Raw genomic sequence first — 21,434 nt, 5'->3', positions numbered from 1 at the left:
CCAGCCTTAGTCAGTCATTGCGGCCACAAATGCATCTATTTGCGCTGTTGATATCGACCAATCACAAACCAACCGCGCAGATTGCCGCGCATCTGCCGGCGCAGTGGTTACGTGGTACTGCGCCCCAGCTGCCATCAATCGAGTATGCATGTCAGTTGGGAAGTTGCAAAATATCAGATTGGCCTCTGGCGCATAGTCAAATTCAACTCCTGCGACCCCGCGCAGCTTGGACGCCAAATAGGCACAATTCTGGTTGGATTGTTTGGCAAGTGAAAGCCACAGGTCGTTTTCCAGATACCCAAGCATTTGCGCTGCAAGATACCTTTGTTTTGAAAAAAGATGCCCGGCGCGTTTCCGGCGCAACTGAAAGCTTTGCGCGAGATCTGGGTTAAAAATCACCACAGCTTCGACGCCCATGCAGCCATTTTTGGTTCCGCCAAAACAAGCGACATCAACGCCCGATTTCCATGTCATATCCGCCGCGCTGCAGTTCAGCGTTGCACAGGCATTTGCAAATCGCGCGCCATCCAAATGCACCGGCACACCAAAAGCTCTTGCAATCTCTGTAAGCGCAGACAGTTCATCCAGCGTATAGACCTGCCCAAATTCGGTGACCTGGGTGATAGAAACTGGGCCAGCCTGTGCGCCATGAACGCCCCGTTGTTCCGATCTTTCAAGCGCGGCCCTCAGGTCGGACGGCTGCATCTTGTCTTGCGCCCCTACCAATGTCAGCTTGGCACCCCCGGTGAAAAACTCAGGGGCGTTTGCCTCGTCTTCCTGAATATGGGCAAGCGGCGTGCAATATACCGTCTGAAACGGCTGCGTAAAGCTGGCCAAGGCCAAGGCATTCGCCGCGGTGCCCGTTGGGACAAAAAATACCTCTGCTAAAGGGGATTCAAACAATGTCCGCAGCCGCTCTTGCGCCGCCTTGGTGACCTCATCATTGCCATAAGCCATGGCAAACCCCTGATTGGCCTCTGAAAGCGCCGCCAGTATCTGCGGATGAACAATTCCGGCATTGTCAGAGGCAAAGTGCATCAGCTGGGTTCCTCGATCAAATAGTCTTCCCATTCCTCAAGCGGCGTTTCAAATTCCGACACCGTCATGTCTTTGACAGAGACACCCGCCGCATGCACCGTGTCAGCATCGCCTGTGATCAATGGATGCCAGCCAAACAGCGGTTTTCCCTCCCAAATCAAGCGATAGGCGCAGGTTTTGGGCAGCCAATAGGCATGCGATTCCAGGTTCTCTGGCGTCATCACGATACATTCTGGGATGAATTGATGGCGAATGTCGTATTGGGCACAACGACATGTGCTGTCGTCCAGCAATCGACAGGCCACGCGGGTCAGCACAACTTCGCCGCTATCCTCGTCTTCTAATTTGTTCAAACAGCATTTTCCGCACCCATCACACAGCGCTTCCCATTCCTGCTGGTTCAGCTTTGTCAGGGGTTTGCGTTCCCAGAACCGTTTGCCCAAGCCATCGCGCTCAATTGGGTCCTTGCTCATAGGTCTGCCAATATGTCGCGACATGCTGCGCAGTCCTTATCCATTTGGGCGATCAATGCATCAAGCCCGTCAAATTTCAATTCTGGCCGCAGGTATTCTACCAGCCCAACCGACAAGGGCGTGCCATAAAGGTCGCCAGAAAAATCAAACAAAAAGGTTTCAATATTGGCGGTGTTCTGGCCAAACATCGGTCGCACGCCCACAGAGCTCGCCCCATGATATGTGCCCTTATGCGGCCCTTCTAACACATCAATCAAAACCGCATAAACCCCGAACTTTGGCGGATGCAGCCCCTGGATAGACATATTTGCCGTTGGGAATCCCAACTCGCGCCCGCGTTGTTCGCCGCCAATGACCGGCCCTTCGATACGGTGCCAATGTCCCAACATATCAGCGGCGTCACGAGGCCGTCCATCGCTCAAAGCATTGCGGATATTGGTTGATGACACTTGCCCGTCACCGGCCAAGACCAAGGGCGCAATTGTCACGCCAAAACCCAATTCGGCCCCAAAGCGCTCTAGATCTTTGGCTGTGCCAGCACGCCCTTTGCCAAAGCAAAAGTTTGCGCCAATCACCACATGGCTCAGCCCCAGGCCGCGCACAATAACCTGCTCGGCAAATTCCCGAGGTGTCAAACCTGCCAAGGCCGCATTAAACGGCAGTTCAAACAAGCGCTGCACCCCCAGCTTTTCCAAGCGATGGGCGCGGGCATCGGCGTTGGTCAGGCGAAACGGTGCGGCATCGGGTGCAAAATAAGCCCGCGGATGCGGCTCAAACGTCATCACCCCAAGAGGGGCTTGCGGGGCGGCCGCCTGCGCCAATGCAATCACGGCTTGATGCCCGATGTGGACACCGTCAAAGTTGCCGATGGCGGCGCTTGCCCCTCGGTTTTCTTTGGCGACAAATTGATAATCACGGATAATGCGCATGGCGAAGGGTTAGCTTTGTGTGCATCGCCATGCAAGCAGCATTGCAGCAATGCGCGCACTGCATATTCACTTTTCTATAAATACTCTGGGGGGAGAGGCAAATTTCGATTTGCCCCGGGGGGCAAAGCCCCCATTAGACTAACCGGGCAATAGCCGCCATTAAGGTAGCAGGCCAAAGCCTTCGTTTGGGCCAACGGACAAACCGGTTCTTTTGGCTAACACTTTCACAAGGTACCTAAAAAGTTGCCCGACGCTGGCAATTGCCTAATCGAATTTGCGCGACGGTGCCATAACCGTGGCTTCCCCGATCAACACTTTCTTGCCGTCCACAATGCAGCGGCAATCCAGTTTTACCCGGCGCTTGGCGATTTCGATGCCTGTCACTTCAACTTCTGCCAGCACCAGATCACCGGGGCGCACAGGGGCCAGAAATTTCAAATTCTGACTCATGTAAATGGTGCCGTGACCGGGCAATTGCTCGCCGATAACTGCAGAGACCAAACCAGCGGTCAACATGCCATGTGCAATACGTCCCTGAAAAATGGTCTCTTGCGCATAGTCGTCATCCAGATGCACCGGATTGCGGTCCGTCGAAATCTCCGAGAATTTTTGAATATCCTCGTCGGTCACAACTTTGCGCAGGTAACGGGTCATCCCCATTTCGATGTCTTCGATGCAGATCGTTCCGCGTGGCAGATTATCCAACATTCGACCCTCCAGTGATCGGGCTTGAAATAATCGAGCGATGATTCACTCGATCTTGCAACTTTATTACTTTGCAGGTGCAGAAAATCAAGCTTTTTTTAAGTCAGCGTAGGTGACCTATTGTGAAGGTTGGGTTGGATTTTTCCTTTTTCAAGTAAGCCCTTAGCGAAGTTTCGTCAGGCTGGACTGATGTTTTTGTCTCACTGGCTGCAAGACCGCCCGAGATGAACAATGAGTCAATGTCTTCTCCCATCGCGCCTTTGATGTCCGTAAGCACCCCATCGCCAATCGCCAGAATGCGCCGATCTGGGATATCGAGTTCCAAAGATTGCAAACGGCGGCGCGCCAGATCATAGATTGGCGGATGCGGCTTGCCGAAATACAGGCTTTCGCCGCCCATTTCGGCATAGAGCTTTGCCAAAGCACCCGCACACCATTCACGGACCTCACCGCGATCTACTTCGATATCCGGATTGGCACACAACAGTTTCATGCCCTTGGTCTTGGCATACAGAAAATCAGCGCGGTTGGTGTCCGGATGCGCCAAGGGGTCATTTGGCCCGCAGCAGACAATGCCATCCGCTTGTGCCAAAGGCACGCGCTCAATGTTGACGGGGTTCTCAAGCAAACTCAGGGGCTCAAAAAAACCCTCGTCCCGTTGCCAATCACCCATGAAATAGACCTTTTGGCCAACAGCCCCGCGCAACATCGCTGACCGCGCAGAGTCACCAGAGGTGGCAATCGTGTCATAGGTATCCTTGGGCACGCCAAATTCTTCAAGCTGCACCGCAACCCCCGCCCGTGGTTTGGGCGAATTGGTCAGCAGCACCACAATACCGCCGCGTTCACGATATTCCTGCATTGCTTTGATCGCGCTTGGAAAACCCTGAATGCCATTGTGCATGCAGCCCCAAAGATCAACGAACAAAGCGTCATAACGATCAGAGATTTCGGAAAGGGTATTGATGATTTGGGTCATTTGAGGCCTTTAAAGTTTTTTCAAAGGATATGACAAATTTTTAATCAGAATCATAGGACACACATGAATTGAGCATTCCGACGTGACTTCACGCGAAAGTGAGATAGTTGTTTCAATCGAAGGTAGAATATGCATGAATTGAGTAAGAAAAACTAGTTTGGAATATCATGATTAAAACCATTCGAATTGTCGCGGCCTTCTCCGCTTCGTTTATGCTAAGCGCTTGTGGCACGACCTTTGAAATCCCCAAAGCCGCTGATATCCATGTCGCCTCGGCGAACAAAATGTTTGCAAAAGCAAATTCGGAACACGCCCGCGCAAGTCTCACACAAGACGCCGCGCAACGACGTTTTGCCCGTGTTTCTCCTCGCGTGAAACGGGCAGGAGAATCTTACTGTAAGGTTCTTATGGTAGAGAGGGCAGGATTTGATTGTGACGTAGATATTAAGATTGATCGGAAACTGGCAAGTCGCAACGCCTATTTTACCAGAGTCTCAGGGAAGCCAGTAATCCGGATCTCGCTCCCCTTGCTCAAGGATACAGGGAGCGATGATGAGGTCGCTTTTGTTTTGAGCCATGAATATGGTCATCTCATTGGGCGACACTTGGAAAAACAACAACAGCAAGCGCTTGCCGGTGCTCTAATTTTGGGGGCCGTAGCCGCAGCGGCAACTGCACAGAGCAGCCCCTATGGAACCTATCATGATCACGACGCCGTGAGTAACAGTATGGATCTTGGAGCAGCAATTGGGTCAATGGCTTATTCTCAGTCCTTTGAACTCGAGAGCGATTCTTTGGGGGCGAGAATTGCGCATGCTGCAGGATATGATCCTGTCAAAGGGGCACAGTTCTTTGCCCGACCTGAAGAGGCGCATACGGCGGCAGGAACACTTTCATTCTGGGGAACCCACCCGCCGGATGCAAAGCGTCTTGCAACAGTTCTGGCGACCGTCGACCAGATTAATGCGAACATCGGATTGCAAATATCAAAGTGAGGTAGCAGGGGCACATTCGAGTGCCCCAGCCTTACAGAACGAATTCAGACCTTGAGGTTCGGAATGATCTGCTTTTTGCGGCTCATGATACCAGGCAAGACCACCTTGTCGCCGTCAACCGACGCGCCAAAGGATTTTTCCGCAACGGATTTCACAACGTCGTTTGGCACAAACAAAGTGGCTTCTTCGTTTAGAATATCCACAACAAACAACAAGACCTGATCAACGCCATCTTCGGCGGCAACCGCTGTCATGCTGGTCATAATCGAGGCCTGACGATCCAGCACAACGCTTGGCGCAGTGGTTTCCAGAACAGAAACACGGAATTTTGTGCCGTCGACTGCATATTCTTTGCTGTCCATGCGGATCAGCTCAGCATCAGAGAAGGAAGACACGTCAGATTTTGCCGCGAACATCTCGCTGGCATAGGCCCCCATATCCAGGTCCAAATCAGCGGCCAGTTTTTCCGCCAAAGCTTTGTCATGCGCTGTGGTGGTCGGGCTGCGGAATTCCAAAGTGTCAGACAAGATGCAAGACAGGGTCAGACCCTTGACCCACGCGGGCATTTTGTCAGCGTCGTCGCCCATCAGGTCATGCATGATGGTTGCGGTACAGGCCAGGGGGCGGATGGTGATATCAATCGGGCCTTTGGTTTCCAGGCCGCCAACCAATTTATGGTGGTCAATGATGGCGGTCACATCCAGTGCGTTGATGTTGTCTGGCAGCTCAGCTGGATTGTTGGTGTCCACGATGATCGCGGCTTGGCCATCGGCAAAATCTGTCACGATGCGGGGTTTGGGGCAGTCCCATTTGTTGATCACAAACAGGGCTTCGGTGTTTGGCTCGCCGAGCAAAACAGCTTCGGCGGGCTGGCCTTTGATTTCGTTGAGATACCAGGCCCAGATAATAGGTGAGCCGGTGGAATCGGTGTCAGGTGACTTATGGCCAAAAATCAGTGTTGTCATGAACTGTCCCTCATGCGGAAAAATACGAATTGAGCGCCTTATAAGATGGGGATTTGACCTTGTCACCCTGACAAAGCCCATCTGTGACAATGGGACGACAAAGGTCCAAAATCAGGGGCTTTGCCCCTCGCTTTGAAACGATGTTTCAAATCTCACCCCGGGTATTTTTCTCAAGAACAAAGGGGCTGGCGGTTTGGCTTTTGCCGCGCTAGATTTTTGATCAGATGAAGGAAACTGATTTATATCCGCCAGTGAAAGCCTGGCTTGAGGCGCAGGGTTTTGAGGCCAAAGCTGAAATTGGTGCCGCGGATGTGGTGGCCTGTCGCATCGGTGAAGATGGCGAAGATCCGGTGGTTGTTGAGTTAAAGCTGGGGTTTTCCCTGACGCTATTACAGCAGGCTGTGGCACGCCAACGGCTGACAGACGCGGTTTATGTTGCAGTGCCGCGTTGGGTGGGCAAGGCCGGATGGCGCCGGTTCAAAGCCAATGTTGGTTTGTGTAAGCGGCTTGGGATTGGCGTGATGTCGGTGGATATCACCAAGGGCACAATTCAGGTGCATTCAGACCCGGCTATGTATCGCCCGCGCAAATCCAAGCCGCGCAAAGCCGCTTTGTTGAAAGAATTTGAGCGCCGCAATGGGGATCCAAATCAGGGTGGCACGCGCGGCTCAGTCGTCACGGGCTATCAGCAAGAGGCCGAACGTTGTGCGGATTATCTGGCAAACCATGGGGCTAGCCGTGGGGCGAACGTGGCCAAGGGGGCAAAGGTGCCGCTGGCCACGCGCATTATGTATGACAACCATTATGGCTGGTTTGAGAAACAGGGCAGGGGGATCTATGCCCTAAGTCCCGCGGGCATGAGCCGCGCCAAACCCTAGTTCAGGTCAAATGTGCTGACGGAGCCGTCCAACATATGTGGCAGATATAGGGTTTGTCCGGAAATCGTCAGATCGGCGGTGCCCATCGGGGCTTGCAAAATTTTATCTATACGGTCGCCTCGCAGCTGATAGACCGCGCCATTCATCCAGTCATTGACGATAAATCCATCGGCAGAGGCGACCAGACCATCCAGGTTACCCAGGTCTTTGGCCAATAGTGTGGTGCTTTGGGTTTTGATATCGATTTCCACCAAATCGCCCGGCTTGCTGGTTGAAAAATCAGGCTGCATGTTGTGGCCCCAGCCCGCAACCACCAAGGTGGTGCCATCGGTCCAAAGCCCATTCGGGTGCGGCAAATCATCGGAGGCATACCAAGGGCTGGCCTGTTGGCCGTCAAACTTCCAGATGGTGCCGGTCATAAAGTCAGAGATCCAGGCCGCGTTGTCGCTGGCCGCGATGTCGTTGAGAAACACAGTGTTTGGCAGGGTGAAACTTTGGGTGACCTGGCCGGTATCAAGCGCCACCAAATGCAATTTGGTCAGGTCCGCGACCAAAAGCTGGCCTTGGAAAAGCGCCATGCCTTTGGGGGCATCCATGCCTGTGGCCCATTGGCGCTGTGCTAAGGATCCATCGGCGTTTAACAGCGAAATATAGCCGTTGCCGTCGGCCTCCATCGGGCTGCCAACGATATTTGAGACATAAATTCTATTGTGCGCCAGGTCCGTAATAATGGACTCGGGCATGTCAAACCCTTGGGTTTCCCAGGCTTGGGCGGCGGTGGCTGCGCATACAAAGAGGGCTGTTAACAATTTCATCAGAGGTATCCTTTTGACTGATATGGCCTCAAAAGGATCTTTTTTTTAATAATTTTCAACTCATGTTAAATTTGGTATCATAAATCGATACCTAATTTGAGGTTAAAGGTGGAAAATCGATTGTTGGCTGATGCTTTTGCCATTTTGAAACGTGCCTTAAAGGCCCGCGGCATGACCTATGCGCAGTTGGGGGACATACTGGGGCTTTCTGAGGTTTCAGTAAAACGCATGTTTGCCCAGCGAGATTGCAAAATGTCGCGGTTGTTTGAGCTGTGTGATCTGCTTGATTTGCCGCCCGAAGAGGTGCTGCAGCGGGCCCGACGCACCGAGCCTACGTCTCAGCATTTGCCTGTGGCAACTGAAATGGCACTCGCCGCAGACCCATCTTTGTTTCACTTTCTGATCTTGCTGCGCGAAGATTTCTCTGCCCGTGATATCGCAAATGTATATCAGCTTGGTCCGCTTGATATTGACCACTATGGGCGTCAACTCGAACATCTAGGATTGGCAGAACTGCATACGCAGGGGGATGTGCGCCTGAAGCTGTCCCAGCCCATTCGGTTTCGGCAATTTGGGCCTCTGCACCAATTGGTCAAGGCGATCAATCAACAATTTTTGCGCCATGCCATCGACAGGTCTAATGACCTAGACACCAGCTTTCACACCATGGGGCGACGGGTTTTGCCGGACACGGTCACATTGATCCTGCAGGATATCAAGGCGCTGAACGCCAAACTGGCCAACCTTGCGCGTCAGGATCAGATGATCGCAAGCGAGCAGGATTTGGTGTCATTCAAACTGACCGCGGCAGCGGGTATCGTCAACTATCCGCAATTTTTGAAAATTCAGCAGGCCGCACCTTCTGCGATGCCCCTTCCTTAAGTCAGATTTCTTTCAAATTATTTTGAGCTGCGTGTTGACTCCTATGGAAACCAACCCTAGCTATTTCGCTGTTAGCACTCGCCGTCAGGGAGTGCTAATCGCTCCGCTCGGAGTGAGGGAGAAACTTAATAGGGAAACCTAACAATGGCATTTACACCGCTACACGACCGCGTCCTCGTACGTCGCACCGAAAGCGAAGAGAAGACCGCTGGCGGTCTGATCATTCCAGATTCCGCAAAGGAAAAGCCTGCTGAAGGCGAAGTTGTTTCTGTTGGCGAAGGCGCCCGCAAAGACAGCGGCGAACTGATTGCACCAGCCGTAGCTGCTGGCAACAAAGTTCTGTTCGGCAAATGGTCTGGCACAGAAGTCACCGTTGACGGTGAAGAGCTGCTGATCATGAAAGAGTCTGACATTATGGGCATCCTGTCCTAAGTCCGTCGACCCTGAACACCACAAGAATTCTAAGAATTAGGAGCTATTACAATGGCTAAGGAAGTCAAATTTGACACCGACGCGCGTAATGCAATGCTGCGCGGCGTCAACGTTCTTGCAGACGCAGTTAAAGTAACTTTGGGCCCAAAAGGCCGTAACGTTGTGCTGGACAAATCCTTTGGCGCACCACGCATCACCAAAGATGGTGTATCCGTGGCCAAAGAGATCGAACTGGAAGACAAGTTCGAAAACATGGGCGCACAAATGGTGAAAGAAGTTGCTTCTCGCACCAATGACGAAGCAGGCGACGGTACAACAACTGCGACTGTTCTGGCGCAAGCCATCGTCAAAGAAGGTCTCAAGCAGGTTGCTGCTGGCCTGAACCCAATGGATCTGAAGCGCGGCATCGATCTGGCGACAGCCACTGTTGTAGCTGGCATCAAAGACATGGCACGCGAAGTCAAAGACTCTGCGGAAGTTGCTCAGGTTGGTACAATCTCTGCAAACGGCGAAGCTGAAATCGGCAACCAAATCGCAGACGCGATGCAAAAGGTTGGCAACGAAGGCGTCATCACTGTTGAAGAGAACAAAGGTCTGGAAACAGAAACTGATGTTGTCGAAGGCATGCAGTTTGACCGTGGCTTCCTGTCTCCTTACTTTGTCACCAACCCTGACAAAATGATTGCAGACCTCGAAGACTGCATGATCCTGTTGCACGAGAAGAAACTGTCTTCTTTGCAGCCAATGGTTCCACTGCTTGAATCAGTGATCCAGTCCCAGAAACCTTTGCTGATCATCGCTGAAGATGTTGAAGGCGAAGCGCTGGCAACTTTGGTTGTGAACAAATTGCGCGGTGGTCTGAAAATCGCAGCTGTCAAAGCACCTGGTTTCGGCGATCGCCGCAAAGCCATGTTGCAAGACATCGCAATCCTGACTGGCGGCCAAGTGATTTCCGAAGACATCGGCATGAAGCTTGAAAACGTCACAATGGACATGCTGGGTACTGCGAAAAAAGTCACGATCACTAAAGACGAAACCACAGTTGTGGATGGCGCTGGTGAAAAAGCTGAGATCGAAGCACGTGTTGGCCAGATCCGCACCCAGATCGAAGAAACAACCTCTGACTACGATCGTGAAAAACTGCAAGAACGCGTTGCCAAATTGGCTGGCGGTGTTGCTGTTATCCGCGTTGGCGGCATGACTGAAGTCGAAGTTAAAGAACGCAAAGATCGCGTTGACGATGCACTGAACGCGACCCGCGCAGCGGTTCAAGAAGGTGTGATTGTTGGTGGTGGTGTTGCACTGGTTCAGGCCGGTAAAGCTCTGGATACGCTGGAAGGCGCAAATTCCGACCAAAACGCAGGCATCAAAATCGTGTCCAAAGCCATCGAAGCGCCTCTGCGTCAGATTGCTGAAAACTCTGGTGTTGATGGCGCAGTTGTTGCTGGCAAAGTTCGTGAAAACGAAGACAGCAACTTTGGCTTTAACGCCCAGACCGAAGAATATGGTGACATGTTCGCATTCGGCGTTATCGACCCTGCAAAGGTTGCACGTACTGCACTGGAAGACGCGGCATCCATCGCGGGTCTGTTGATCACAACAGAAGCCATGGTTGCAGACAAACCATCCAAAGACGGCGGCGGCGCACCAGCCATGCCTGACATGGGCGGCATGGGCGGCATGATGTAATCATCGCCTTCCATTTGGAAGATTTGGGGTTGCGCACTGCGCAGCCCCTTTTTGTTTGCGGGGCAAACAAGCCTGCGGCGCGGGTATTTTGGTCAAGAACAAAGCCAAAGTTGGTCTTTGGAAAGCTTATGGCCGAGACATCGCGAAAACGTCAGTGGCTTGGGCTTTAGGGCAGGCAGGGATATATGCCATATCTGGCGCAGCACGATCTTTGGAAAGCTTGCCTATATGCGTTTGTTTGTTCTCACCGTACTCACCATGTTGGCCTTTGCCGCAAATTCAATTCTAAATCGGCTTGCCTTGGTTGATCAGGGCATGGATGCGGTGCTGTTTGCAGTGATCCGTCTGGGGACCGGTGCGGTGGCGCTGGCTTTGATCCTGGCAGTGCAGCGGCGAGGCTTTGAGCTGGGTGGTGCGCGCCGCGTTTGGGGGGTGGCAGCCCTGTTGCTTTATATCTTTGGCTTTTCTTATGCCTATCAAGAGCTGGATGCTGGCATTGGCGCATTGATACTTTTTGCTGTGGTACAGATCACCATGTTTGGTGCGGCGGTGCACAGCAAAGAACAGATGCCCTTTCTGCGCTGGATGGGGGCTGGGCTAGCTTTTGCAGGCTTGGCTTGGCTGTTGTGGCCTGCGAGCGCCATAGACGTCAGCGCAGGGCAGGGCGGGATCTCCTTGCCCCATGTGGCGATGATGGTGCTGGCCGGACTAGGCTGGGGCATTTATTCAATCGCTGGCCGTCGTGAAGCCAATGCGACCCAAGCGACGGCAATGAATTTCATTCTGGCCGCACCTCTTAGTATGCTGGTTCTGGGTGCGGTGTCGGTGGATGCATCTACGCTTTCTGCTACCGGTGTGCTCTTGGCAACCACCTCAGGTGTACTGACCTCGGGCCTTGGCTATGCGCTTTGGTACAGCGTTCTGCCGCAATTGGGCGCAAGCCGCGGGGCCGTTGCGCAGCTGACTGTGCCGGTGATTGCCCTGTTGGCAGGTCTGGTATTTCTGGGTGAAGACGTCAGTCTGCGCGCTGCCTTTGCCACTGTCTTGGTGCTGAGCGGTGTCTCCCTGTCCATGCGGCGTGCCTAGAGGACCCCAAAAACATTTCGCTATTTGAGCCCGCATGCGTCTATGGTTTTGCTATGAAACGCAAATGGATGTTTGGCCTTGGCCTATATGCGCTGCTGTTGGGCGGCGGGTTTTGGTTGGGACAGAGCCTGTCTCATTCGGTGCAACTGTCCGCGGGTCAAGGCTCGATCTGGTCGCCCATGGTGTTGGCCGTTGCTGCTATTTACCTGTTGACCTCTGCCTTGCCCTTTGTGCCTGGGGCTGAGATTGGCCTTGGGTTGATGATGGTCTTTGGCGTGCGTGTCGCGCTTGTGGTCTATGGTTGTATGGTGATTGCGCTTTGGCTGGCATTTGGCGTGGGGCGCCTTGTGCCACAACGGCACTTGCTGGGTTTGTTTTCAGCTCTGCATATGGTGCGTGCGGCTGATTTGGTGCGCCAGACAACGGTGCTGTCTCCAAAGGAACGCAGCGATTTTCTTTTGGCCAGACTGCCCGGCCGTGTCGCGCCATATCTGTTAAATAACAGATACTTAGCTTTGATCGTGGTGTTGAATCTGCCGGGCAATGCGATCATTGGCGGTGGCGGCGGTATCGCGCTGGTGGCTGGGCTAAGCCGCCTGTTCAGTGTTGGTGGCTATATGTTGGCAACCGCCCTTGCAGTGGCCCCAATCCCAGTCCTGGTGATGCTGTTGGGCTACCGCCCGCTTTGAGCACGCGCCATAAAAAAAGGAGGGCAAAAAGCCCCCCTTTGCTATTGTGTATTTCAGCCTATCAGCCTTGCAGGGCGCGCACTTCGATCTCGCCCTCTTCGCGGGCGCGAATGGCCAAAGCCGCAGAATGCGACCCAGCAGCGGTGGTGAAATATGGAATGCGATCATTCAATGCGACCGCGCGAATATCGCGGCTGTCTTCCACCGCTTGCGCGCCTTCGGTGGTGTTCATTACCAGTGAAATTTCGCCATTTTTCAGCATGTCCACCACATTCGGGCGACCTTCATAGACCTTATTGACTTTTTCACAGGTCACGCCTTGGGCTTCCAGCCAGCTTGCGGTGCCCGCCGTGGCCACAATGCTAAAGCCCAGACCAGTCAGAATTTGCGTTGCTTCCAGCACCAAGGGTGTTTTGTCTGCATCCTTGATGGACACAAAGACTTTGCCCGCGCTTGGCAGCACCATGCCAGCCCCCATTTGCGCCTTTAGGAAAGCGGTTGCAAAGTCACGATCCCAACCCATGACTTCGCCGGTAGAGCGCATTTCTGGCCCCAAAATCGTATCAACGCCGGGGAAGCGGTTAAACGGCATCACGGCTTCTTTGACAGAGAACCACGGCATGATCGGATCCGCCAAAGTCATCTGGTCGGCAATTGGCTGTGGGGCAGAAATATCTGCGCCCTCTTCATAGGGTGGACGCTCTGGGAAGTTGCTAAGCGGTTCACCCGCCATCAGGCGAGCGGCAATCGCGGCAATGGCGCTGTCGGTGGCTTTGGCCACAAAGGGCACGGTGCGCGAGGCGCGTGGGTTGACCTCGATCAGGTAAACATCGCCGTCCTTCACCGCGAACTGAACGTTCATCAGACCCTTCACATTCAGCGCCAGGGCCAGTGCCACGGCTTGACGTTTAATCTCGTCAATCAGATCTGTGGACAGGCTATAAGGCGGCAAGGAACAGGCAGAATCCCCAGAGTGAACACCGGCTTCTTCGATATGTTGCATGATGCCCGCGATATGCACGTTTTCACCGTCACATAGGGCGTCAACATCCAGTTCGGTTGCGCCATCCAGATAGCTGTCCAGCAGAACCGGACTATCGCCGGACACCACAACAGCCTCTTTGATATAACGCTCAAGCTGTGCCATATCGCGCACGATTTCCATCGCGCGGCCCCCCAAAACATAAGACGGGCGGATCACCAAAGGAAAACCAATGTCGCTTGCGATTTCAAGCGCTTGCGCGTCGGTGGACGCAATGCCATTCACTGGCTGTTTCAGCTTGAGATCATTGACCAAGGCTTGGAACCGCTCGCGGTCTTCGGCCAGATCAATGGCGTCTGGCGAGGTGCCTAGAATAGGAATGCCAGCCTCTTCCAGCGCATTGGCCAGTTTCAGCGGGGTCTGCCCACCAAACTGAACAATCACACCGTGCAATGTGCCGTTTTCCTGTTCGACACGCATGATTTCCATCACATGTTCAAAGGTCAGCGGCTCAAAATACAGACGATCCGAGGTGTCATAGTCTGTTGAAACCGTTTCAGGGTTACAATTCACCATGATGGTTTCGTAACCAATTTCTGTCAGCGCATAACAGGCGTGGCAGCAGCAATAATCAAACTCGATGCCTTGGCCAATCCGGTTTGGACCGCCCCCCAGAATTACCACTTTTTTGCGATCACTTGGGCGCGCTTCACATTCGGCTTCACCAAACACCGGTGCTTCGTAAGTGGAATACATATAAGGCGTTTGGGCCTCAAATTCCGCAGCACAGGTGTCGATACGCTTAAAGCTGGCTGTCACACCCAGGTTCACACGGGCGCGGCGCACATTGTCTTCATCACGGCCTGTCAAAATGGCCAAGCGTGCATCGGTAAAGCCCATCATTTTCAGGCGGCGCAATGCATCTTCGGTGACGGGCAGGCCGTTTTTACGCACGCCTTCTTCGGCTTCCACAATCTCGCGGATCCGGTCCAGGAACCACGGGTCAAACATTGTGACATTGTGGATTTCTTCGTTGGTCAGGCCGTGGCGCATCGCTTGGGCAATGGTGCGCATCCGGTCAGGGGTTTGCTGGCTGATCGCTTTGATCACCGCGGCCTTTTCCGGCGCCCCTTCGATTTCAATCTCGTCAAACCCGGTCAGACCAGATTCCATCGATGCCAGTGCTTTTTGCAGGGACTCATGGATCGTACGTCCGATTGCCATGGCTTCCCCGACGGATTTCATTGCCGTGGTCAGATAGGGCTCAGAGCCTGGGAATTTCTCGAAAGCGAATTTCGGGATCTTGGTAACCACGTAATCAATTGACGGCTCAAACGATGCCGGTGTGACCTTGGTGATGTCATTGTCCAGCTCGTCCAGCGTATAGCCGACGGCCAATTTCGCCGCGATCTTGGCAATCGGGAAACCGGTCGCCTTAGAGGCCAGGGCAGACGACCGCGACACACGCGGGTTCATTTCAATCACAACCATACGGCCGTCCGCTGGATTCACAGCCCATTGCACGTTGGAACCACCGGTTTCCACACCAATCTCGCGCAGAACCGAAATCGAATGGTTCCGCATGATCTGATATTCTTTGTCCGTCAGTGTCAGGGCAGGGGCCACGGTGATCGAGTCACCCGTATGCACGCCCATCGGATCGATGTTTTCGATGGCACAAACGATAATGGCGTTATCCGCAGTGTCGCGGACCACTTCCATTTCGAATTCTTTCCAGCCCAGCAAGCTTTCATCAATCAGGATCTGGTTCACCGGGGATGCATCCATGCCGGTGCGGCAAAAATGGATGTAATCTTCGCGGTTATAGGCAACACCGCCACCGGTACCGCCCATGGTAAAGGCCGGGCGAATGATGGCTGGCAACCCGATGTCTTCCAGCTCTTCCAATGCCAGACGCACGCCTTCGTCCAGATCGTCGTCGCCATTGCCTTTCTTGGGGGCGGTCACAATGGACGCGCGCGGGTTCTCAATGCCGAGACGATCCATCGCTTCGCGGAACAATTTGCGATCTTCTGCCATTTCAATCGCTTCACGTTTCGCGCCGATCATCTCGACGTTAAACTTGTCCAGCACACCCATTTCTTCCAGCGCCAAAGAGGTGTTCAATCCGGTCTGCCCACCCATGGTCGGCAACAACGCATCGGGGCGCTCTTTTTCGATGATTTTCGCCACAACCTCGGGGGTGATCGGCTCGATATAGGTTGCGTCAGCCAATTCCGGGTCGGTCATGATCGTTGCCGGGTTGCTGTTCACCAGAATAATCCGGTAGCCTTCTTCGCGCAGCGCCTTACAGGCCTGAGCACCCGAATAGTCAAATTCGCAGGCCTGTCCAATTACAATTGGACCAGCACCGATAATCATGATGGATTTTATGTCAGTTCTTTTTGGCATGGCAGACCTCAGAGGTAGGGGGCGGGGCAGACTCGCCGCGGGCGCAAATTGTCGTGGGTTATAGACATCAGAAGACGAGGTGCAAGGGGCTTTCAGCAATTGCAGACCAGACATTTTAGACCATTTGGTAAGCTTTCCCCTAAAGGTCTTTGGCAGCCTCCCCCGACGCAACCAATACGTGCCCCCAAAAGCCTCTGTCGTTATATCTCTGTAGGGCGACTTGTTTGTGGCCTGTGAACTCCGCCACTTAGCGTTATACCGAAGTAATGGATGTAAAGGAACACCGGTGAAGATTCGCTTTGATCAGGGCCCACTTGGGGCCGGCACATGTTTTAGCGCCCCCTCTGACATGATCATCGCAGAGGACGCATCGCAGGTGCCCCAAGCCTTGGATGCGCTGCAAGCTGCTCGGGATGCGGGCTATTGGGTTGCGGGTTACGCCAGCTATGAACTGGGCTATGCGCTTGAACCCAGATTGTTGCCACGCATGCCAAAAAATCGCGCCTTGCCGCTGATATGCTTTGGCGTCTATGGCGCGCCTGGCCTGCAAGCCTTGCGCCACGGGTCTTGCCGGTTGGAAAACGCGACACCCCGTTGGGATGAACAAAGATACACACGCGCCTTTGAGGTTGTGAATGGGTTTATTGGCGCCGGTGATATCTACCAGGCCAACCTGACCTTTCCGCTCGACGTGACCTATTCAGGCGAAACCCAAGCCCTTTATGCGGCCCTCACCGCGCGACAACCGGTTGGGCAAGGTGCCCTTGTGTTGCAAGACAACGGCCCGGATTTGCTCAGTCGCTCACCAGAACTGTTTTTTCGCACAACATCTGATGGCACAATAGAAACCCGCCCGATGAAGGGCACGCAGCCGCGCTCTGAAAACCCAGAGGAAGACGCGCGTTTGATCGCTTGGCTGCAAGCGGATGAAAAAAACCGCGCCGAAAACCTGATGATCGTCGACCTACTGCGCAATGACATCAGCCGTGTGGCTGAACTTGGCTCGGTCAAGGTGCCGGAATTGTTCAAGGTCGAGAGCTATGCCACGGTGCACCAAATGGTGTCCTTGGTGCGCGCCAAACTACGCCCCAAAACTTCTTTGGGCGATATTTTCCAGGCTTTGTTTCCCTGTGGCTCTATCACCGGTGCCCCAAAGCTACGGGCGATGGAAATTCTCAATGATCTGGAACCCTGGGCGCGTGATATCTATTGCGGAACAATCGGCTGGGCCGCACCAGATGGGCGCAGCGAATTCAATGTCGCCATTCGGACCCTGACCGCGCAAGACGGCAAAGCGACGTTGAATGTCGGCGGTGGCGTAGTTTGGGATAGCACGGCCGCATCAGAATACGAGGAAGCGCTATGGAAAGCCCGCTACGCAGCGGCGTTCCAGCAGGAACGCGATTGATTGAAACCTTTGGCTGGCATCCCGATACCGGATTTCGCCACCTTGATCGCCACCTCAGCCGCATGGCGCGTTCTGCCCATGCGCTTGGTTTCGATTTCGCGCAAGACGCGGCACTCTCGGCCATACGGGTGGCAGGGAATGCGGGCCTGCGGTGTCGCTTAACTCTGGGCCAAGACGGTTTTGACTTTACCTCAGCCCCCTTGGGCAGCACGCCCAAACAATGGGCCGTTCAAATCTCGAACAAACGATTGGACGCCAACGACATCTGGCTGCGCCACAAAACAACCCAACGCGCGCTGTATGACGCCGAACGCGCCGCCTTGCCCAAAGGCACCGATGAATGGCTCTTTGCCAACCAGGACGGCGAGTTTTGCGAAGGCACCATCACCAACCTTTTTGTCACCCGGCCCGACGGCCAAATGATCACGCCCCCCATAACCGCCGGTGTCCTGCCCGGCATTCTGCGCGGGATGCTGCTTGATCAGGGCAGGGTGATCGAAAGCCCTGTTACCCTGCAAGACCTGCAAAGCGCCTCTGCAATTCATATGGGCAATTCGCTGCGCGGATTGATCAAAGCTGATCTGATATCCCCCTAATCGCCTATTGCGCCGCGTGATCCATCACAGAGCTTTCTGCGGCCCGGTACAGATAGTCGCGTGTCAAAGGCACCGCAGTCTGTTCGCGCGTGATCTGAAACTGAAACACACATTGTCGATGCAGCCGAAATGTCAGCTCTGCGGCCACTAGATAAAACCGCCACATCCGGCAAAACCGCGCATCATACAGCGCCTCTGCCTCTTCAATGTGGTTGGAAAACCGATCATGCCAATGCCGCAGCGTCTCGGCATAATGTAATCGCCAGACCTCCACGTCGGTGACCCACAATCGCTCTTTTTCAAGCGCTTTCAGCACCTCTGACATCGACGGCACATATCCCCCCGGAAAAATGTATTTATTCACCCAGGGGCTGGTGCGACTGGGGGGCGCGGCGCGTCCAATTGTGTGAACCAATGCAACCCCGTTGCGCGACAACCGTTTGCGCAGTTGATCAAAAAACACCCGGTAATGCGGCACGCCAACATGCTCAAACATCCCAACCGATACAATGCGATCAAACCGTGTGTTTAAACTGCGGTAATCCTTCAATAAAATGCTGACGCGGTCGGTCAACCCAGCCTCGGCCACCCGTTGTTTGGCAACCGCCTGCTGTTCTTGTGACAAGGTCACCCCTGTGACCTGTACCCCATAATCCTGCGCTAAGGTCAGCGCCATGCCGCCCCATCCACAGCCGATATCCAAAACATGTTGGTCAGGCTCCAGACACAGTTTTGTAGCGATATGCGCCTTTTTGGCGCGCTGAGCAGCGCCAAGCGACATGTCAGGCTCGCGAAAATAGGCACAGGAATATTGCTTGTCGTCATCCAAAAACAAATCATACAGCGCGCCGGATAAATCATAATGATGCGCGACATTCTTTTGCGCCCGGCCCATCGGATTAAATTGATGCACGCGTTTGGTCAGCGGTCCCAAAAAACGCTCAACCCCATGACCACGTCCCAATGAAAAATTACGAATGCCCAGCGATAGCAACCCATACAGATCATCATTTTCTATGGTCAGCGTGCCGTCCATATAGCCTTCGCCAACGGCCAGCTCCGGGCTTAAGATTATGCGCCGGGGCAATGACGTGTCATGGAGCGTAATTTTTACCGGCGCGTCATCGGCGCGGCGCTGCCCCATGCGTTCGACCCGCCCATCGGGCAGGGTGATTTCTAAAACTCCAGTGCGGATCAGCTGTCGCATCATCCGCAAAAACAGGGTCGTCCACATGCGTCCCTCCAGCGTTTTCCTCCGATTGTCCGGCGCACAGCGCGCAGATAGAATTGCCCCATAGTCTGCAAAACCAAACGCCGGTTTGTAAAGAATTGTCTTTCGTCCCTCAAATGGTGGGTCAAAATGCGCCCACACACCGCGATTTCGCACCTTCACAGCAGTCATTGCTTGACTTCCTGCCACGCACACGGTGTATCGGCCCGGACGAATTTTTTAGAACGGGTCGCCCAGCGGCCCCTGTTCTGACGGCCCCAACGTGGGCTTGGATGAAAGGCAAAGACATGCACGCATATCGCAGCCATACCTGCGCAGATCTGAACAAATCCAACGTGGGCGAAACCGTTCGCCTGTCAGGTTGGGTACACCGCGTTCGCGACCACGGCGGCTTGCTGTTTATCGACCTGCGCGATCACTATGGCATCACTCAGGTTATGGCGGACCCCGACAGCCCGGTGTTTGCAGACCTTGAAAAAGTGCGCAGCGAATGGTGCATTCAGATCGAAGGCAACGTGCTGGCACGTGACGAAAGCCTTGTGAACAAAAATATCCCAACCGGCGAGATCGAGGTGTTTATCCGGGGTCTCGAAGTATTGGGTGCCGCCGAAGAACTGCCATTGATGGTGTTTGGCGATCAGGAATACCCCGAAGAAACCCGCCTAAAGTATCGTTTCCTCGACCTGCGCCGCGAGCAGATGCAAGACAGCATGAAGCTGCGCTCTGACGTGGTGATGTCGATGCGCAAACGCATGTGGGACAAAGAATTCCGCGAATATCAAACGCCGATTATCACCGCATCCTCCCCAGAGGGCGCGCGTGACTTTTTGGTGCCATCTCGTCTGCACCCGGGCAAATTTTACGCCCTGCCACAGGCCCCACAGCAGTTCAAACAGCTGATGATGGTTGCGGGTTTTGACAAATACTTCCAAATCGCACCGTGCTTCCGCGACGAAGACCCACGTGCCGACCGTTCGCCAACCGACTTCTACCAGCTCGACCTGGAAATGAGCTTTGTTGAACAGCAAGACGTGTTTGACACCATCGCCCCAGTCTTGGCAGGCGTGTTTGAAGAATTCGGTGGTGACAAAAAAGTCGACGCACCAAACGACTGGCCACAGATTTCTTATAAAGAGGCCGCGCTGAAATACGGTTCTGACAAACCTGACCTGCGTAACCCAATCGAAATGCAAGTTGTCTCCGAACATTTCGCAGGCTCTGGCTTTGCCATCTTTGCAAAATTGCTGGAAACCGAAGGCACCGAAATTCGCGCGATCCCTGCGCCATCCGGCGGCTCACGCAAATTCTGTGACCGCATGAATAAATTCGCCCAACAAGAAGGCCTGCCCGGCATGGGCTATATCTTCTGGCGCGAAAAAACAGCTGATGCTGTTGCCCAAGAGCTGGGCATCAAAGTCAAAGAAGCCCAAGCCAAGCTGAAATCCGGCGAAGTCGAAGGCGGCATGGAAGCGGCCGGTCCTCTGGCCAAAAACATTGGCCCAGAGCGCACCGAAGCCATCCGTCAGCAACTTGGTCTGGGTGTGGGCGATGCAGCCTTCTTCCTTGGCGGCAAACCCAAAGCCTTTGAACCGGTTGCAGGCCGCGCCCGTAACGTGATCGGCAACGAACTTGGCTTGACCGACACCAACCGCTTTGCCTTTGCTTGGATCGTTGATTTCCCAATTTATGAAAAAGACGAAGAAACCGGCAAAATCGACTTTGAACACAACCCGTTCTCGATGCCACAGGGCGGCATGGATGCGCTGAACGGCGATCCGCTGGACGTCCTTGGCTACCAATATGATTTGGCGTGTAATGGCTACGAATTGGTCTCTGGCGCGGTACGGAACCACAAGCCAGAAATCATGTTCAAAGCCTTTGAAATTGCTGGCTATGGCAAAGACGAAGTCGAAAAACGTTTTGGTGCGCTTGTGAATGCCTTCCAATACGGTGCCCCTCCACACGCGGGCTGCGCCGCTGGTGTTGACCGCATCGTGATGTTGTTGGCTGATCAACAGAACATCCGTGAAGTTGTGATGTTCCCCATGAACCAACGCGCCGAAGACCTGATGATGAACGCGCCAAATGATCCGCAAAGCGATCAGTTGATGGAACTGGGCCTGCGCGTCATTCCACAAGACTAAACGCGCTTCATGAAAATTAGAAAAGGGGGTCCTAGGCGGCCCCCTTTTTGCGTTTTAGGCAAGGCCCCGCCGCAATTTACAAAATTCGACGGAAAGCCTGAACTGT

The 21,434-nt window shown here is 53.9% G+C and carries 19 protein-coding genes; 10 read left to right on the top strand and 9 right to left on the bottom strand.

Features of this window, described 5'->3' with window-relative positions; all coding sequences use genetic code 11:
• Window positions 1–6 precede the first annotated feature (6 nt).
• The 5 genes from ABXG94_RS07865 to ABXG94_RS07845 form a co-directional block, all read right to left on the bottom strand.
• The gene (locus ABXG94_RS07865; RefSeq protein WP_353533340.1) at window positions 7–1,038 is read right to left on the bottom strand and encodes a threonine aldolase family protein; all 1,032 of its coding nucleotides are present in this window, start codon (window positions 1,036–1,038) and stop codon (window positions 7–9) included.
• Entirely contained in the window at window positions 1,038–1,511 is a 474-nt protein-coding gene (locus ABXG94_RS07860; protein ID WP_353533339.1) for a YcgN family cysteine cluster protein, read from the bottom strand. The genes ABXG94_RS07865 and ABXG94_RS07860 overlap by 1 nt, the downstream gene beginning before the upstream one ends.
• Window positions 1,508–2,440, bottom strand: coding sequence for a bifunctional riboflavin kinase/FAD synthetase (locus ABXG94_RS07855; protein ID WP_353533337.1), 933 nt, complete (start codon window positions 2,438–2,440; stop codon window positions 1,508–1,510). The genes ABXG94_RS07860 and ABXG94_RS07855 overlap by 4 nt, the downstream gene beginning before the upstream one ends.
• Before the next feature lie 264 nt (window positions 2,441–2,704).
• The gene (locus ABXG94_RS07850; protein ID WP_353533336.1) at window positions 2,705–3,148 is read right to left on the bottom strand and encodes a MaoC family dehydratase; all 444 of its coding nucleotides are present in this window, start codon (window positions 3,146–3,148) and stop codon (window positions 2,705–2,707) included.
• A 100-nt stretch (window positions 3,149–3,248) separates the two neighbouring features.
• Complete coding sequence (locus ABXG94_RS07845; RefSeq protein ID WP_353533334.1) at window positions 3,249–4,124, bottom strand: TIGR01459 family HAD-type hydrolase; 876 nt, start codon at window positions 4,122–4,124, stop codon at window positions 3,249–3,251.
• Window positions 4,125–4,291: 167 nt separating this feature from the next.
• On the opposite strand from ABXG94_RS07845, the gene ABXG94_RS07840 reads away from it, so the two are divergent.
• Complete coding sequence (locus ABXG94_RS07840; RefSeq protein WP_353533332.1) at window positions 4,292–5,119, top strand: M48 family metalloprotease; 828 nt, start codon at window positions 4,292–4,294, stop codon at window positions 5,117–5,119.
• Between the two features lie 44 nt (window positions 5,120–5,163).
• Here the strand turns inward: ABXG94_RS07840 and ABXG94_RS07835 are convergent, their stop codons facing one another.
• Complete coding sequence (locus ABXG94_RS07835; protein ID WP_353533331.1) at window positions 5,164–6,084, bottom strand: manganese-dependent inorganic pyrophosphatase; 921 nt, start codon at window positions 6,082–6,084, stop codon at window positions 5,164–5,166.
• A 224-nt stretch (window positions 6,085–6,308) separates the two neighbouring features.
• Between ABXG94_RS07835 and ABXG94_RS07830 the strand changes: the two genes are divergently transcribed.
• On the top strand, window positions 6,309–6,962 hold the full coding sequence (locus ABXG94_RS07830) for a DUF2161 domain-containing phosphodiesterase (RefSeq protein ID WP_353533328.1): 654 nt from the start codon (window positions 6,309–6,311) through the stop codon (window positions 6,960–6,962).
• On the opposite strand, the gene ABXG94_RS07825 is transcribed toward ABXG94_RS07830, so the two are convergent.
• Complete coding sequence (locus ABXG94_RS07825) at window positions 6,959–7,777, bottom strand: YncE family protein (RefSeq protein ID WP_353533327.1); 819 nt, start codon at window positions 7,775–7,777, stop codon at window positions 6,959–6,961. The genes ABXG94_RS07830 and ABXG94_RS07825 overlap by 4 nt on opposite strands.
• A 108-nt stretch (window positions 7,778–7,885) precedes the next feature.
• Here ABXG94_RS07825 and ABXG94_RS07820 point away from each other — a divergent pair, with 108 nt between their 5' ends.
• The 5 genes from ABXG94_RS07820 (at window position 7,886) to ABXG94_RS07800 (ending at window position 12,555) form a co-directional block, all read left to right on the top strand.
• Window positions 7,886–8,659 (top strand): helix-turn-helix domain-containing protein, encoded by a 774-nt coding sequence (locus tag ABXG94_RS07820; RefSeq protein ID WP_353533326.1) that lies wholly within the window; start codon window positions 7,886–7,888, stop codon window positions 8,657–8,659.
• A 144-nt stretch (window positions 8,660–8,803) separates the two neighbouring features.
• Window positions 8,804–9,091: a co-chaperone GroES gene (locus ABXG94_RS07815; protein WP_353533325.1), complete on the top strand. Its 288-nt coding sequence runs from the start codon at window positions 8,804–8,806 to the stop codon at window positions 9,089–9,091.
• Window positions 9,092–9,142: 51 nt separating this feature from the next.
• Window positions 9,143–10,780 carry a chaperonin GroEL gene (gene groL / locus ABXG94_RS07810; RefSeq protein ID WP_353533324.1) on the top strand — a complete coding sequence of 546 codons (1,638 nt, stop codon included), beginning with the start codon at window positions 9,143–9,145 and terminating at the stop codon, window positions 10,778–10,780.
• A gap of 228 nt (window positions 10,781–11,008) precedes the next feature.
• Entirely contained in the window at window positions 11,009–11,866 is an 858-nt protein-coding gene (locus tag ABXG94_RS07805) for a DMT family transporter (RefSeq protein WP_353533321.1), read from the top strand.
• A gap of 53 nt (window positions 11,867–11,919) precedes the next feature.
• Window positions 11,920–12,555 carry a hypothetical protein gene (locus ABXG94_RS07800; protein ID WP_353533320.1) on the top strand — a complete coding sequence of 212 codons (636 nt, stop codon included), beginning with the start codon at window positions 11,920–11,922 and terminating at the stop codon, window positions 12,553–12,555.
• A gap of 61 nt (window positions 12,556–12,616) precedes the next feature.
• Here ABXG94_RS07800 and carB read toward each other — a convergent pair whose 3' ends face one another.
• Window positions 12,617–15,949: a carbamoyl-phosphate synthase large subunit gene (gene carB, locus ABXG94_RS07795; RefSeq protein ID WP_353533318.1), complete on the bottom strand. Its 3,333-nt coding sequence runs from the start codon at window positions 15,947–15,949 to the stop codon at window positions 12,617–12,619.
• Between the two features lie 286 nt (window positions 15,950–16,235).
• Here carB and ABXG94_RS07790 point away from each other — a divergent pair, with 286 nt between their 5' ends.
• Window positions 16,236–17,357 (top strand): aminodeoxychorismate synthase component I, encoded by a 1,122-nt coding sequence (locus ABXG94_RS07790; RefSeq protein ID WP_353533316.1) that lies wholly within the window; start codon window positions 16,236–16,238, stop codon window positions 17,355–17,357.
• Window positions 17,312–17,953 (top strand): aminotransferase class IV family protein, encoded by a 642-nt coding sequence (locus ABXG94_RS07785; RefSeq protein WP_353533315.1) that lies wholly within the window; start codon window positions 17,312–17,314, stop codon window positions 17,951–17,953. The genes ABXG94_RS07790 and ABXG94_RS07785 overlap by 46 nt, the downstream gene beginning before the upstream one ends.
• Window positions 17,954–17,957: 4 nt before the next feature.
• On the opposite strand, the gene ABXG94_RS07780 is transcribed toward ABXG94_RS07785, so the two are convergent.
• Entirely contained in the window at window positions 17,958–19,355 is a 1,398-nt protein-coding gene (locus tag ABXG94_RS07780; protein ID WP_353533314.1) for a class I SAM-dependent methyltransferase, read from the bottom strand.
• A gap of 116 nt (window positions 19,356–19,471) precedes the next feature.
• Here ABXG94_RS07780 and aspS point away from each other — a divergent pair, with 116 nt between their 5' ends.
• Complete coding sequence (aspS, locus tag ABXG94_RS07775; RefSeq protein WP_353533312.1) at window positions 19,472–21,328, top strand: aspartate--tRNA ligase; 1,857 nt, start codon at window positions 19,472–19,474, stop codon at window positions 21,326–21,328.
• Window positions 21,329–21,434 lie beyond the last annotated feature (106 nt).

The sequence above is a fragment of the Cognatishimia sp. WU-CL00825 genome (assembly GCF_040364665.1).
GTDB lineage: Bacteria > Pseudomonadota > Alphaproteobacteria > Rhodobacterales > Rhodobacteraceae > Cognatishimia.
Note: the sequence above shows the minus strand (reverse complement) of the source record. Positions and strands in the feature narration are given on the sequence as shown.